This is a genomic window from Bradyrhizobium sp. KB893862 SZCCT0404, from assembly GCF_018130885.1.
Lineage (GTDB): Bacteria > Pseudomonadota > Alphaproteobacteria > Rhizobiales > Xanthobacteraceae > Bradyrhizobium > Bradyrhizobium stylosanthis.
On record NZ_JAFCLT010000003.1, the window covers coordinates 392,938 to 407,795 of the forward strand.

The 14,858-nt window shown below is 65.7% G+C and carries 13 protein-coding genes; 8 read left to right on the plus strand and 5 right to left on the minus strand.

Annotated elements, in window-relative coordinates; all coding sequences use genetic code 11:
* Positions 1 to 63 precede the first annotated feature (63 nt).
* The 3 genes from JQ617_RS15800 (at position 64) to JQ617_RS15810 (ending at position 4,627) form a co-directional block, all read left to right on the plus strand.
* Positions 64 to 1,062: an NAD(P)H-quinone oxidoreductase gene (locus JQ617_RS15800; protein ID WP_145668346.1), complete on the plus strand. Its 999-nt coding sequence runs from the start codon at positions 64 to 66 to the stop codon at positions 1,060 to 1,062.
* A gap of 139 nt (positions 1,063 to 1,201) precedes the next feature.
* On the plus strand, positions 1,202 to 4,078 hold the full coding sequence (locus tag JQ617_RS15805; protein WP_186467707.1) for an EAL domain-containing protein: 2,877 nt from the start codon (positions 1,202 to 1,204) through the stop codon (positions 4,076 to 4,078).
* A gap of 282 nt (positions 4,079 to 4,360) precedes the next feature.
* The gene (locus JQ617_RS15810; protein WP_212027119.1) at positions 4,361 to 4,627 is read left to right on the plus strand and encodes a hypothetical protein; all 267 of its coding nucleotides are present in this window, start codon (positions 4,361 to 4,363) and stop codon (positions 4,625 to 4,627) included.
* 64 nt (positions 4,628 to 4,691) lie between these two features.
* On the opposite strand, the gene JQ617_RS15815 is transcribed toward JQ617_RS15810, so the two are convergent.
* Positions 4,692 to 4,940, minus strand: coding sequence for a hypothetical protein (locus JQ617_RS15815; protein ID WP_063694190.1), 249 nt, complete (start codon positions 4,938 to 4,940; stop codon positions 4,692 to 4,694).
* Between the two features lie 7 nt (positions 4,941 to 4,947).
* Positions 4,948 to 5,208, minus strand: coding sequence for a DUF7662 domain-containing protein (locus tag JQ617_RS15820; RefSeq protein ID WP_212027120.1), 261 nt, complete (start codon positions 5,206 to 5,208; stop codon positions 4,948 to 4,950).
* A 154-nt stretch (positions 5,209 to 5,362) separates the two neighbouring features.
* Between JQ617_RS15820 and JQ617_RS15825 the strand changes: the two genes are divergently transcribed.
* Positions 5,363 to 6,859 carry a sensor domain-containing diguanylate cyclase gene (locus JQ617_RS15825; protein WP_212027121.1) on the plus strand — a complete coding sequence of 499 codons (1,497 nt, stop codon included), beginning with the start codon at positions 5,363 to 5,365 and terminating at the stop codon, positions 6,857 to 6,859.
* 132 nt (positions 6,860 to 6,991) lie between these two features.
* Here the strand turns inward: JQ617_RS15825 and galU are convergent, their stop codons facing one another.
* The gene (gene galU / locus JQ617_RS15830) at positions 6,992 to 7,867 is read right to left on the minus strand and encodes a UTP--glucose-1-phosphate uridylyltransferase GalU (protein ID WP_212027122.1); all 876 of its coding nucleotides are present in this window, start codon (positions 7,865 to 7,867) and stop codon (positions 6,992 to 6,994) included.
* 204 nt (positions 7,868 to 8,071) lie between these two features.
* Between galU and JQ617_RS15835 the strand changes: the two genes are divergently transcribed.
* Positions 8,072 to 9,457, plus strand: a complete 1,386-nt coding sequence (locus JQ617_RS15835; RefSeq protein ID WP_212027123.1) for a lytic murein transglycosylase — start codon at positions 8,072 to 8,074, stop codon at positions 9,455 to 9,457.
* Between the two features lie 181 nt (positions 9,458 to 9,638).
* Positions 9,639 to 11,327, plus strand: a complete 1,689-nt coding sequence (locus tag JQ617_RS15840) for an SGNH/GDSL hydrolase family protein (protein ID WP_212027124.1) — start codon at positions 9,639 to 9,641, stop codon at positions 11,325 to 11,327.
* 157 nt (positions 11,328 to 11,484) lie between these two features.
* Here the strand turns inward: JQ617_RS15840 and JQ617_RS15845 are convergent, their stop codons facing one another.
* On the minus strand, positions 11,485 to 11,859 hold the full coding sequence (locus JQ617_RS15845) for a CsbD family protein (RefSeq protein ID WP_063694196.1): 375 nt from the start codon (positions 11,857 to 11,859) through the stop codon (positions 11,485 to 11,487).
* A 183-nt stretch (positions 11,860 to 12,042) separates the two neighbouring features.
* Positions 12,043 to 12,780, minus strand: a complete 738-nt coding sequence (locus tag JQ617_RS15850) for an SDR family NAD(P)-dependent oxidoreductase (protein WP_212027125.1) — start codon at positions 12,778 to 12,780, stop codon at positions 12,043 to 12,045.
* 97 nt (positions 12,781 to 12,877) lie between these two features.
* On the opposite strand from JQ617_RS15850, the gene JQ617_RS15855 reads away from it, so the two are divergent.
* On the plus strand, positions 12,878 to 13,657 hold the full coding sequence (locus JQ617_RS15855) for an SDR family NAD(P)-dependent oxidoreductase (RefSeq protein ID WP_212027126.1): 780 nt from the start codon (positions 12,878 to 12,880) through the stop codon (positions 13,655 to 13,657).
* Positions 13,658 to 13,851: 194 nt separating this feature from the next.
* The gene (locus JQ617_RS15860) at positions 13,852 to 14,739 is read left to right on the plus strand and encodes a TauD/TfdA dioxygenase family protein (protein ID WP_212027127.1); all 888 of its coding nucleotides are present in this window, start codon (positions 13,852 to 13,854) and stop codon (positions 14,737 to 14,739) included.
* Positions 14,740 to 14,858: the final 119 nt, after the last annotated feature.

Here is a 14,858-nt window from a genome sequence, read left to right on the forward strand (position 1 = left end):
GTTTCACTTCGGCGGAAAAAGGCGATATGCCATCCGCCGATCCCATTCGCTCAAGGACACATCATGGACAAGCTGCCCGCGCAAATGACCGTGGTCGCCATCTCGAAGCCCGGCGGACCGGAGGTGCTGGTGCCGGAACAACGGGCAGTGCCGCAGCCGGGTCCCGACGAGATCCTGGTCAAGGTCGAGGCCGCCGGCGTCAACCGGCCCGACGTGGCGCAGCGCTCCGGCGCCTATCCGCCGCCGCCCGGCGCCAGCGATCTGCCCGGGCTTGAGATCGCCGGTGAGGTGGTCGCCGTCGGCAGCAACGCCAAGCGGCACAAGGTCGGCGACAAGGTGATGTCGCTGGTCGCCGGTGGCGGCTATGCGCAGTACTGCATCGCCCAGGACGGCCAGGCCATGAGCGTGCCGCCGTCACTGTCGATCAAGGAAGCCGGCGCGCTGCCGGAAACCCTGATGACGGTCTGGCACAACGTGTTCGAGCGCGGCGGCCTCAAGGCCGGCGAGACGCTGCTGATCCATGGCGGCTCCTCCGGCATCGGCACCATGGCGATCCAGCTCGCCAAGGCGTTCGGCGCCAAGGTGTTCGTCACCGTGGGATCGCAGGACAAGGTCGATGCCTGCCTCAAGCTCGGGGCCGACCGCGCCATCAACTACAAGACCGAAGACTTCGTTGCCGTGGTCAAGGAAGAGACCAACAAGGCCGGCGTGAACCTGATCCTCGACATGGTCGCCGGCGACTATGTCGATCGCAACTATGACGCCGCCGCTGTCGATGGCCGCATCGTCCAGATCGCGACCCTCAACGGCCCCAAGATTACCGCCAACATCGCCAAGGTGATGGTGAAGCGCCTGACCCATACCGGCTCGACGCTGCGCCCCCGTAGTAATGCGGACAAGGCAGCTATGGTGGCCGCAATCGAGGCGAAAGTGATGCCGCTTTTGCGCGACGGCCGCGTCAAACCGCTGATGGACAGCTCTTTCCCGCTGGAAAAGGCCGCCGACGCCCACCGGCGCATGGAAACGAGCGCACATATTGGCAAAATTGTGTTGGAGGTCTAGGCCAGCGGCCCACAGGAGACGCCGGAAACCCTTTGATTTTCCTCGCTTTCGTGGCATCTATCGCGACGCACCGAACCAATTCTGTCCGGTGTGAAATCGTCTTGCACCGAAGAGTTGCGTCGAACGCGGAGAACTGGCCTTGCGTCTGATCAGGTGCCTCGCGCCCATCGCGCTGGGCCTCATGATTCTTGTCGCCGCGTATCCTGCGCGCGCGCTCGACGCCGTCAGCGTCCGCAGTGACGCGCCCGCGATCGACCTCACCGGCGTGCTCGAGCATCAGCGCAGCGATGCCGACCGCATCCAGGTCTCCACCGCGCCCGGCACCGACGGCATCGTTCGCCGCATCGAGGTGCGCGCCCGCGAAGGCGGCCAGAACTGGGTGGTGTTCGCGCTCGCCAACAACACCGACGACCAGCTCGACCGCCTGATCGTCGCTCCGCATTACCGCATCGTCTCGTCGGGCCTGCTGTGGCCCGACCTCGGCCTGTCGCGCATCGCCACCATCACGCCGTCGATCGGCGACCGGCCCGAGCGTCAGGAAAGCGCAACCGCCGACGTGTTCCGCATCACGCTCGATCCCGGCGCCGTCGTCACCTTCGTCGCCGAGCTGCGCACCGACAAGCTGCCGCAGCTCTATCTGTGGGAGCCGGAAGCCTACAAGGACAAGGTCAACTCGTTCACGCTGTACCAGGGCATCGTGATCGGTATCTCCGGACTTTTGGCCCTCGTTCTCACCATTCTGTTCGTGGTGAAAGGCAGCATCATGTTCCCGGCCGCCGCGGCGCTGGCCTGGGCGGTGCTCGTTTATATCGGCGTCGATTTCGGCTTCTGGGGCAAGGTGCTCGACATGTCGAACAACGCCGAGCGCATCTGGCGCGCGGCGGGTGAAGCGATATTGGCGGCGACGCTGCTGGTGTTCCTGTTCGCGTATCTGAACCTTAGTCGATGGCATGTGCGCTATTCGCACATCACGGTGGGCTGGCTGGCGTTCCTGGGATCTCTCGTCGCGCTTGCGCTGTTCGATCCCGCCGTCGCCTCCGGCATCGCGCGCATTTCGCTGGTGCTGATCGCCTTCGCCGGATTTGCGCTGATCGTCTATCTCTCCACCCACGGCTTCGACCGCGCGGTGCTGCTGATCCCGACCTGGTTCCTTCTGGTGGTCTGGGTGGTCGCGGCCGGCATGACGGTCGCAGGCTCCGTCACCAACGACATCGTCGGCCCGGCCCTGCTCGGCGGCCTCGTGCTGATCGTGATGCTGATCGGCTTCACGGTGATGCAGCACGCCTTCGCCGGCGGCGGCGCCACCACCGGCGTCGTCTCCGACATCGAGCGCCGCGCGCTGGCGCTGGCCGGTTCCGGTGATCTGATCTGGGACTGGGACGTCTCCGCCGACAAGGTTTTCACCAGCCCCGAGACCGAAGCGCTGCTCGGCCTCAAGCGCGGGACGCTGGAAGGCCCGGCGGCCTCGTGGCTGGAAGTGCTGCATCCGCTCGACCAGGACCGCTTCCGCGCCGCGCTCGATAGCGTGCTCGACCAGCGCCGCGGCCGCCTCGTGCAGGATTTCCGCCTGCGTACGCCGGACGGCCATTTCATGTGGTTCGCGCTGAAGGCGCGCCCGGTGGTCGGCTCGGACGGCGAGGTCTCGCGCGTCGTCGGCACGCTGACCGACGTCACCGAGCTGCGCAACGCCGAGGAACGCCTGCTGCACGATTCCGTGCACGACAATCTCACCGGCCTGCCCAACCGCAAGCTGTTCATGGACCGGCTCGGCGCGGTCGCGCATTTCGCCAAGACCATGCCGACGCTGCGGCCGACGCTGATGGTGATCGATCTCGACCGCTTCAAGCAGGTCAACGATTCCGTCGGGATCGCGGTCGGCGATTCCATCCTGCTGACGCTGGCCCGCCGCCTCACGCGCATCCTGAAGCCGCAGGACACGCTGGCGCGGCTCGCCGGCGACCAGTTCGGCCTGATCCTGCTGTCCGAGCAGGACCCGGCCCGCATCACCGCCTTCGCCGAGACCATCCGCAAGACCATCCGCGCGCCGATCGCGTTCAACGACCGCGAGATCTTCCTCACCGCATCGATCGGCCTTGCCCTGTCCGATCCGCAGGTTCAGCTCACGGACGAGATCATCAAGGACGCCGAGCTTGCGATGTATCATTCCAAGCGCATCGGCGGCGACCGCATCGACGTCTACAAGCCGGCGATGCGTGCGCGGAAGACCGACCGCCTGACGCTGGAGAGCGAGCTGCGCCGCGCCATCGAGCGGCAGGAGATCACGATCCTGTACCAGCCGATCGTGCGGCTGGAGGATCGCTCCGTCGCCGGGTTCGAAGCCCTGGCGCGCTGGGATCATCCGAAGCTCGGGCGCATGGCGCCGTCGGAATTCATCAGCATCGCGGAAGAGACCGGCCTGATCGTCGACCTCGGCATGTTCGTGCTCGACCAGACCGCAAAGCAGCTTTCGGTGTGGCAGCGCGCGATGCGTTCGCGCGAGCCGATCTTCGCAAGCGTCAACGTCTCCTCGCGGCAGCTGCTGCGCCACGATCTGATCCACGACATCCGCACCGTGCTGTCGCGCTCCTCGGTGGCGCGCGGCACGCTGAAGCTGGAGCTGACGGAATCGCTGGTGATGGAGAATCCGGAGCACGCAGCCCAGATGCTGACTCGCATCCGCGAGCTCGGCACCGGGCTCTCGCTCGACGATTTCGGCACCGGTCACTCGTCGCTGGCCTATCTGCAGCGTTTCCCGTTCGACACCATCAAGATCGACCAGTCCTTCGTGCGCACCACCAACCGCGGCACCCGCCCGGTGATCCTGAAGTCGATCATCGCGCTCGCGCACGATCTCGGCATGGACGTGGTGGCCGAAGGCGCCGAGACCGATTCCGACGCGGTCGAGCTCTACCAGATGGGCTGCGAATACGCGCAGGGCTTTGCTTTTGGCGAGCCGATGGACGCGGATGCCGCGATGCGCCTGCTGACGGAAGTGCGGCTGGAAGCGGCGAGCTGAGCGCCCTCTTCTTCCTTCTCTCCTTGCGGGAGAAGGGAAGAGGCAGTCTCGTAGCGTGGGTAAAGGCGCATTTTGCGCCGTGCCCACCATTCAGAGGTGGTGGGCACGCTTCGCTTTGCCCACCCTACGAGGCTTGATCCAGATCAACAGCCCCCCCCTCGACCGCCACGAAAGATGGCACGCAGCGTTCGATCCGGAACAGCGCGGTGATCGAGGTCACTGGGCTTGCCGCTGTCGTTCCCGGAACGGGCGAACCACGCGCGTCTCTCAGGGGAGCTACGGATGACCCGGCACCTGTTCTTCGCGATCACCCTCATCGGCACCGGACTGTTCCTTGCCGCATCGGCCGAAGCGGCCGGAGCACTGACAGGCGCGCGGTGCGAGGATCGAGGCGCAAATTGCCTCGGCTTCTGTGCCGACTACACCGGTGGGGCCGGTGACGTTCGGGGGCGCCAGAACACATGCGTGCGCACCTGCGACCGGCAGACGACCAGATGCCTGATACGGGCACATGTCGCCGACGACCGCTGGCCCCATAATCGCCAATGAAGGCCATGGTTTTGTGCGAAGGCCTACCGCTGCTTCTTGCGCGGTTTTACCGCGTCCGGCTGCCCTACCCTGGCCTTCGTCGCAGACCCATCGCCAGCCCAATCCCCGCCAGCAGCGCGATCGCCGCGAGGCTGCCCCAGACCAGTCCGGCCTGTTCGAGATAGACATCCTGCGAGACCGGATCGTAGCAGCGACCGAGCTCGTTGAAGCAGTCGCGCCAGCGCCAGTAGCGGGCCTCGAAGGCGAGCGCGAACAGGACACCGATCCCGATCAGCGCTGCGGCAAGAATCCCCCTCAGCCAGCGCAGGATCATGAAAGGCCTACCGGCGCTGGGATTTCTGCTTCCTGAACCGAACGCTCGCACCGTCGGGCATGCGCGTCGCCACGAAGCCCGCGGCGAGGCAGGCTTCGCGCTGCGGCATCTGGATGTCGGGGCTGCGCAGGCTGTCCCACCATGAGGCACGATTGGCCGCGCGCGGCAGCGCTGCCCCGATGATCTCCTCGATCTGCTCGAAGGTCAGCACCAGTTCCATCTGCTTCTGCCGCAGCAGATAGTCGCGCAGCGCGTCGTAGTCGTTCACACTCATCCTCTCGCCCGGAGCCCGGGTCTGTTCACGTCAGCCTGCCGAAAATCGCTAGCCACATACACCGATTCTTAACTCATTGCGGCAGCGCCGTCCTACCTTAAACACTACTCAAGCTTTCGGGCGCATCCACTAATGTCGGGAGCAAACGATGTTGTCTGGATGGCGCGAAGTCATGGCCCGGCGGCCGTGGCGGATTTCGGCGAAATTGCTGATCATCTCGTCGGTGGTGACGGTGATCGGCTTTTCCGCCATTTGCGTCAACGTCATGCTCGACATGCGCCGCGGCGAGGAGGCGCTGGCCCGCCAGACGCTGGCGAACCTCGCCACCACCATCGAGTCCGACATCAGCCGCAACATCGAGATCTACGACCTGTCGCTGAAGGCGGTCGCCAGCAACATGCTGCTGCCGGAGCTCACCACGGTTTCCAAGCCGATCCGCCACCTGATCCTGTTCGACCATGCGACGACGGCCAAGCATTTCGGCGCCATCCAGGTGTTCGACGCCGAGGGCCGGCTGACCATCGACGCCTCCACCCTCGATCCCGTGCCGGAGAACCGCGCCGACGAGGATTACTTCACGGTCCATCGCGACAATCCCGGCGCCGGGCTTTTCATCAGCCGCCCGATGCTGTTTCGCGGCGCCTATTCGATCGTGCTGAGCCGGCGCATCAGCGACACCGACGGCGGCTTCATGGGCGTCGTCACCGGCTCGATCCGCTTCAGCTATTTCCACGAATTGTTCGAGCGGCTCAATCTCGATCCTGAAGACACCATCACCGTGCTCCGGCGCGACCGCACCATCATGATGCGGCGGCCGTTCGACCTCGACGTGATCGGCAAGAACCTGAACGATCGCCAGAGCTGGAAGGCCGACAATCTCCGCATCGGCAGCTCCTATTCCGGCCAGGGCCCGGTCGATCCGACGCCGCGGCTCTATGCGCGCAGCGGCGACGGCGGACCGCTGTTCGTGGTCGCGGGCAAGCCGCTCGCCGCGGTGTTCGAGCTGTGGCGGAAGGAAGCCTATCGCATCGGCGCCGTGGTGCTGGCACTCATCGTGTTCATGCTGGCATCGACACTGGTGCTCGCGCGCGAGATCGGCCGGCGCGCCGAGGCCGAGCGCAAGCTCGAGGAGCTGGCGACGACCGACGCGCTCACCGGCCTGAAGAACCGCCGCAAGTTCGATAGCGTCATCGAGCTCGAATGGCGGCGGGCGATGCGCCAGAAGACGCCGGTCGCGCTGTTGATGATCGATGCCGATCACTTCAAGGCCTACAACGACACGTTCGGCCACCAGGCCGGCGACCAGGTTCTGGTCGGTATCGCCATCTGCATTTCCGATTCGGTGCGGCGCGCCGGCGACTGCGCCGCGCGCTATGGCGGCGAGGAATTCGCGGTGCTGCTGCCGGGCACCACGGTCACCGAGGCCTTCAAGGTCGCCGAGACGATCCGCCTCAAGGTTCAGGGCTGGTCCGACGATCAGGCGACCTCGACGGTGTCCTGCGGCGTTGCCAGCCTCGTTCCCAGCGCCGGCCTCGACTGGGCCGTGCTGGTCGCCGCGGCCGACAAAGCGCTCTACGCGGCCAAAGCCGGCGGCCGCAACCAGTCGGTGGTCGCGAGCTTGCCGCAGCTGTCGCTGGTGGCGTGAGTTAGGCCGTCGTTCCGGGGCGATGCGAAGCATCGAACTATGGTGCGCCCTTGCGCACCAGAGAATCTCGAGATCCCGGGTTCGGTCCTGCGGACCGCCCCGGGATGACACCGAAGGCGTTCGCCTTCGATGTCACTGCCCCAGATACTTCTTCATCTCCGCAATCAGCCCATCTCGCAGCTCGGGGCGGCGCAGGCCGTAGGCGATGTTGGCGCGGAGGAAGCCGGGCTTGGAGCCGCAATCGTGGCGCTCGCCCTCGAACTCGACGCCGTAGAATTTCTGCGATTTGGCGAGGCCGATCATGGCGTCGGTGAGCTGGATCTCGCCGCCGGCGCCGCGCTCCTGGGTCTCCAGAATCTTGAAGATCTCGGGCTGCAGGATGTAGCGGCCGGTGATCGAGAGGTTGGAGGGCGCGGTGCCCTTGGCCGGCTTCTCGACCATGCCGTCGACCTCGAACATCTTGCCGGTGCGTTTGCCGACGCCGCAAATGCCGTATTGATGGGTGAGATGGTCGGGCACCGCCTCGACCGCGATGACGTTGGATTTCTCGCCGAGCTTGCTCGCGGTCTCGATCATCTGCTTCAGGCAACCGGGCGTGTTGAGCACGAGCTCGTCGGGCAGCACCACCGCGAACGGCTCGTTGCCGACGATGTCGCGCGCGCACCAGACCGCGTGGCCGAGGCCGAGCGGCGCCTGCTGGCGGGTGAAGCTGACGGCGCCGGCGTCCGGCTGGTTCTGCGCCAGGATCTCCTGCTCGGCCTTCTTGCCGCGCGCAGCCAGCGTGGCGTCGAGCTCGAACATCTTGTCGAAATGATCTTCGATGACGTTTTTGTTGCGGCCGGTCACGAAGATGAAATGCTCGATGCCGGCTTCCCGCGCCTCGTCATAGACGTACTGGATCAGCGGCTTGTCGACGATGGTCAGCATCTCCTTCGGCATCGCCTTGGTGGCGGGCAGGACGCGGGTGCCGAGGCCGGCGACAGGAAATACGGCTTTGCGAATTTTCATGGGATCGATCGGATACCTGAGGAGATAGGTGAGGTGAGCAATGGCATCTTGCTAGCTTGTTTGCAGCCGCTAACAAAGGCGGATGTGGGGCCTCGCGCGCGCCGGGGTTAAGAAAAATGCAGCCACTAAAATTTCACCTTTGTTAAGCTATTGGCAACCGGTACCGGGCCTCCTGATGGCGGATTTTGGCCGGGCGGATAGGACATGATGCAATCAGTGGCAGGGCTGGCAAAACGTGCTGGATTTGTGACCGGCGGAACGATGCTTGCGGCCGCCTTGTTGCTGCCGGTTCATGCGCATGCCCAGGCGCAGAACGGCCTTTCCAATCTGTTCGGCGGCATCTTCTCAGGGTCAAACCCTGCCCCGTCGCAACCGGCACCCGGCCCCGGCGGCGCACAGCCCTGGAGCGGCGAGGACGGTGCCTCCGGCCATCCGCTGATGACGGCCGCGGCGATCCGCGAGGCCGCCGGCAATTTCAACAATTGCGTCGCCGGCATGTGGCCCGATGCCGCACGGCGCGGCATCACCCAGGACAATTTCCAGCGCTTCACCGCCGGCCTCGCGCCCGACCTGCGCATCATGGACCTGATGGACTCGCAGCCGGAGTTCACGAAATCGATCTGGGACTATCTCGACATCCTCGTGAACGACAACCGTCTCGCCAAGGGGCGTGAGGTGCTCGCCAAGTACAAGGCGCAGTTCGATGCGACCGAGAAGGCGACCGGCGTCGACCGCTACATCATCGCCTCGATCTGGGGCATCGAGTCCAATTACTCGACGCAGATGGGCGACCGCAGCGTGCTGCAATCGACCGCGACGCTCGCCTGCATCGGCCGCCGCCAGGCTTATTTCAAGGATGAATTCCTCTCCGCATTGGAGATCCTCAACCGCGGCGATTTGCGCCCGGAGCAGATGCGCGGCTCCTGGGCCGGCGCCTTCGGCCCGACCCAGTTCATGCCGACCGCGTTCAAGCGCTTTGCCGTGGACGGCGACGGCGACGGCCGGCGCGACGTCGTCGACAATCCGACCGACCTGATCGCCTCCACCGCCAACAACCTGAAGAAGGACGGCTGGCAGGCCGGCCAGACCTGGGGCTTCGAGGTCGTGGTACCCAAGGACTTCAACTACATGCTGGCCGACCGCGCCAAGGCGATGACGCTTGCGCAATGGGAGAAGCTCGGGATGAAGCGAGCGACCGGCCAGCCTTTCCCGCATCCGGCGGAGAAAGCCTATCTGCTGGCACCGGCGGGCGCGCAGGGACCGGGCTTCCTGATGCTGCAGAACTACCGGGTCATCATGAAGTACAACCCGGCCGAGGCCTATGCGCTGGCGATCGGCCATTTCGCCGACCGCCTGCGCGGCGGCCAGCCCTTTGTGCAGCCCTGGCCGCGCCAGGAGCGCGAATTGTCCCGTACCGAGCGGCTGGAACTGCAGCAGCTCCTGGCCCAGCGCGGCTTCTACAAGGGCACCCCGGACGGCCAGTTCGGCGGCCAGACCAGGGAAGCCCTGCGCAATTTCCAGGCCTCGATCGGGATCCCCGCCGACGGTTTTGCCTCCTCCGACGTGCTGGACCGGCTGCGCGGGCGGTAAAATCGCGCCGAAAGTAACCCTAAACAGGGATTTTGGCCGATTGCCTTGACGGGGACGGCAGTTCCCCGGTCTATGGACCAAGAATCTGCAGGAAATCTGCAACGGAATATGCCCGTTTGACGCCTGATTCCGTTATTATATCGAACCACTTCCGATCCCAATTGCGCGTGCCCGAGATCGCATGTCGAAGAAGTCCCTGTTCAAGGCGCTGACCGAGACCGGCCCGCTGATCGCGCTGGGGACGGCGCTTGCGATATTGGTCTCGATTGCGGGGCCGGCTTCCGCGCAGTTCTTCAACTTCCCCGGCTTCGGCGGTCCGCCGCAGCGCCAGGCCCCACCGCCGCGCCAGGGCGGAGGTGGAGGCGGCGGCTGGTTCGGCGGCGACTTCTTCCAGCCGTTCCAGCAGCAACAGCCGCAGGCGCCGCGCCAGGATTTCTCGCGCGCACCGGCGCCGGCCAAGCGCGACAGCGTCGCGGAGAAGAACGTGCTGGTGATCGGCGATGCCATGGCCGACTGGCTCGCCTACGGCCTCGAGGACGCCTACGCCGAGCAGCCCGACATGGGCGTCGTCCGCAAGCACAAGACCACCTCGGGCCTGATCAAGTATCAGCCGAAGGGCGAGCCTTCGGATTGGACCGCGGCCGCGAGAGGCATTCTCGAGACCGAGAAACCCGACGTGATCGTGGTCATGCTCGGCCTCAACGATCGCATCGCGATCCGCGAACCAGTCGCCGACAAGTCGGACAAAGACAAAGATAAGAAGAACGACAAGGGCGCGCGCGCCAAGCAGCCGGCAAAGCCCGGCGATGCCAAGCCCGACGCCGCCGCCAAGCCTGACGACAAGCCCGCCGATGCCGACCTGCCGCAGGATGATGCCGACAACGCCGACACGCCCGCGGCGGCGCCGGAAAAGACGGCGCGCAATCCGAACGGCCTCTACGAATTCCGCGACGAGCGCTGGGTCGAGCTCTACACCAAGAAGGTCGAGGAGCTCGCAGGCGTACTGAAGGCCAAGGGCGTACCGGTGCTCTGGGTCGGCCTGCCCGCGATCCGCGGACAGAAGGGAACGGCGGACATGCTGTTCCTGGATTCGCTCTATCGCGAAGGCGCGGCCAAGGCCGGCATCACCTATGTCGATGTCTGGGACGGCTTTGTCGACGAGGCCGGCCGCTTCCTGCAGAAGGGCCCGGACTTCGAAGGCCAGATCCGCCAACTCCGCAGCTCCGATGGCGTCTTCTTCACAAAGCCCGGCGCGCGGAAGCTCGCCCACTATGTCGAGCGTGAGATCACGCGCCTGCTCGCCGGACGCTCCGGCCCGATCGCGCTGCCGAGCGAGCCTGCGACGCCCGACACCAGCGCCGAACCCGGCAAGCCCGCGCCGCGTCCGCTGGCCGGGCCGATCGTGCCGCTGGTCGCGGCCTCGATCTCGGCCGATCAATTGCTGGGCGGCCCGGGCTCGCGCCCCGCCGCCGTCGATGCGCTCGCCGCAAAAACCATGGTGAAGGGTGAGCCGCTGGCGGCTCCCGCCGGCCGCGCCGACGATTATGCCTGGCCGCGCCGCGAAGTCGGCCGCGAACAGGCCAAGGGCGATACGCCGATGGCGGCGACCACGCCGGACGGCGGCGCCACTTCGGGTTCACCAGGCGCGGCGGCTGCGATCGCGCCGCCTAAGCCCGCGCCGAAAAAGCCGCCGGTGGTGCAGCAGCAGCCGGCGCAGGCCACGCCGTCGTTCCGGGATTTCTTCGGCTTCGGCTCGCCGCAGCCTGCGCCCCGGCAAATGACGCCGGCACCGGGACCGCGCAATCCGAATCTCACCCCCGGGATTCCGCGCCCGCCGGGTAACGTCGGGCGATCGGCGGAAATCAGGTAATTGATATCGCATGTCCCGGACGCGGCGCGGCACCTCTTGGTGATGCGCCACAGAGCCGGGACCCCGCATCCTTACTTCAGAAACAATGGGCCCCGGCTCTGCGCAGCAGCGCTTTAGCGCTGCAGCGCGTCCGGGGCACAAGATACGTGTTTATCCACTAGCCGTAATAGCGCCAGCGCGGCGGCGGACGGCGGGCGGGGCGTGACATCAGCAGCGCGAGTGCGAAGCCGATGCCGCCGGCGACCAGCAGCGAGCCGAGCGGGTTGTCCTTCACCTTCTTGGAGAGCGCCTGCGTGCCGTCGCGGAAGGTGTCGCCGCTATTGTCATAGGCGTCCTTGGCATAGCCGGCCGCTGTGTCCGCGGCATCACGCACCGCATCCTTGGCTTGGCCGTAGAGATTCTGCACCGTGCCGGCGGCTTCGCGCGCCTTGCCCGATGCCTGCGTCTTGGCATCGCCTGCCATGTCTCCGATCGCGCCTTCCGCGCGTCCGGCATATTCCTTGGCCGATCCGACAATCCGATCCGTGTCCATGATGCTCCTCCTCGGGGGTCAGCCCAAGTAACCGATCAGGAGCAGCGCAGTTCCAAGCCACGACGAAAGTGTGTAGCCCAATGAAGATGCGTAGCCCGGATGGAGCGAAGCGCAATCCGGGAAAGTCTTTCCGCGAGGCGAGAACCCCGGATTACGCTTCGCTCCATCCGGGCTACAAGAAGGCTACAAAATGAGGCCGCCATCGACGACCAGCGTCTGGCCGATGATGTAGGACGACAGCGGCGAGGCCAGGAACAAGGCCGCGCCCGCCATGTCGGCCGGCGTGCCCAGCCGTCGCAGCGGAATGCGCGCGAGCGCACCTTCGAGCCGCTTGGGGTTGTCGGTCGTCACCTTCGTCATTTTGGTGTCGACGAGGCCGGGCGCGATGCCGTTGACGCGAATGCCGTCCTCGGCCCAGGCCTCGCCCAGCGTGCGCGTCAATCCGACCGCGCCGGTCTTCGAGGCATTGTAGGCGGGATTGCCCATGGTGGAATGATAAGCCGCGGTGGAGGACACCATGATCAGCGCGCCCTTCGCATCCCGCAACATGGAATGAAACCGCGTCGCGCAGGCCATCAGGCTCATGAGATTGACCTCCACGACCTTGCGGAAGCCGGCCATCTCGAACTCGCCGCGGCGATAGAGCACCGCGCCTTGCGCAAGCACCAGGATGTCGAGACGATCAAAGGACGGATCGAACGCCTCGATCGCACCGGGGTTGCCGACATCGAGCTGCGCGTAAGCAAGCCCTGCGAGATCTGAGCCTTCCTCCGCCGAATATTCCGCTGCGCGAGCACGCGTGCCGCACACCGCAACTGCCGCGCCTCTGGCGCGAAAAGCTTGCGCGATGCCGTTGCCGATGCCGCTGGAACCGCCGACGACCAGCACCTGCTTGCCCGAAAAATCCAGCTCGTTCGCCATCGCGCACCTCCCTTTTGTTTTGCTTGTTTGACCTGTCTGCGGATCGATGCCAGCCTTGTCAATCATAACAACAAGCAAGACGCCGCGAGGAAGCAGCATGACGGAGTTCAGGGAGCTCAGCCGGTCGGTGAAGGGCCTGACCGTTCTCGTGACGGGGGCGGCGAGCGGCATGGGCCGCGCCACTGCGCGCGTGTTCGCACGCGAGGGCGCCAACGTTGCCGTCACCGACTATGACGAGCAGGGCGCGCATGCGGTCGCGACGGAGATCGCGGCGAGCGGCGGAGCGGCGAAGGCCTGGAAGCTCGATGTCGCCGACGGCGGCGAGATCAAGCGCGTGGTCGGCGATGTCGCCGCGCATTTCGGCGGGCTCGACATCGTCGTCAACAATGCCGGCATCTCCGTGCGCGTCGCGATCGACGACGAGACTTACGAAGACGCCTGGGCCAAAGGCATCGCCGTGATGCTGACCGCGCATCCGCGCATCATCCGCGCCGCGTTGCCGCATCTGCGCAAGTCGAAGAGCCCGCGCATCGTCAACATCGCCTCGACCGAGGCGCTCGGCGCGACCGCGCTGCACAGCCCCTATTCGGCGGCGAAGGGCGGCGTCGCGAGCCTCACCCGTTCGCTGGCAGTAGAGCTCGGCCGCGAAGGCATCACCGTCAACTGCATCTGCCCGGGCCCGATCCGCACCGCCATCACCGACCGCATCTCGGAAGAGCACAAGACCATCTACGCCAAGCGCCGCACCGCCCTCGGCCGCTACGGTGATCCCGAAGAGGTCGCGCACATGACGCTGAGCCTGTGCCTGCCGGCGGCCTCGTTCCTCACCGGCGCGGTGATTCCGGTCGACGGCGGCCTGATGGCGCGGAACGCCTGAGAAACTCGTAGCCCGGATGGAGCGTAGCGTAATCCGGGAAGGGCTTTCCGCGGGGTAAGAAGCCCGGATTGCGCTGCGCTCCATCCCGGCTACGGAGGAGCCATGCGTTCCGCGCGTTGACAACTTCGAGTGCAGGAGTAGCTTTTTCACCGACAGAGCGGGACCAACCGCTCGCGGCACCGGGAGAGAACACCATGACGATCGCCATCCGTCAGCTTCAGAAACATTTTGTCGGCGAGGTTTCGGGCCTCGACCTGCGCAAGCCCCTCACACCGGACGAAGCGCGCGAGGTCGAGGCCGCCATGGACAAATACGCGGTACTCGTCTTTCACGACCAGGACATCAGCGACGAGCAGCAGATGGCGTTTGCGCTGAACTTCGGGCAGCGCGAGGACGCGCGGGGCGGCACGGTGACCAAGGAGAAGGATTACCGGCTGCAGTCCGGCCTCAACGACGTCTCCAATCTCGGTAAGGACGGCAAGCCGCTCGCCAAGGACAGCCGCGCGCATCTGTTCAATCTCGGCAATTGCCTGTGGCATTCCGACAGCTCGTTTCGCCCGATCCCGGCAAAATTCTCGCTGCTGTCGGCGCGGGTGGTGAATCCAAAGGGCGGCAACACCGAGTTCGCCGACATGCGCGCGGCCTATGACGCGCTGGACGATGAGACCAAGGCGGAGATCGAGGATCTCGTCTGCGAGCACTCGCTGATGTATTCGCGGGGATCGCTCGGCTTCACCGAATACACGGATGACGAGAAGGAGATGTTCAAGCCGGTGCTGCAGCGGCTGGTGCGGACCCATCCCGTGCATCGCCGCAAGTCGCTTTACCTGTCATCGCATGCCGGCAAGATCGTCAGCATGAGCCTCCCCGAAGGACGCCTGTTGCTGCGCGATCTCAACGAGCACGCGACGCAAGCCGAGTTCGTCTACGTCCACAAATGGAAGCTGCATGACCTCGTGATGTGGGACAACCGCCAGACCATGCACCGCGTCCGCCGCTACGACCAGTCCCAGCCCCGCGATATGCGCAGGGCGACGGTCGCGGGCACCGAGCCGACGGTGCAGCAGCAGGCGGCGGAGTAGGGGCTACTGGGCGCGGTGCTACTCAGCGATCGGTGTCATCGCCCGGGTGGACCGGGCGATGCAGCACGCCGAGACGGTCGTGAAAGAGCCGATGGGCAGCGGCGTACTGGATACCCCGC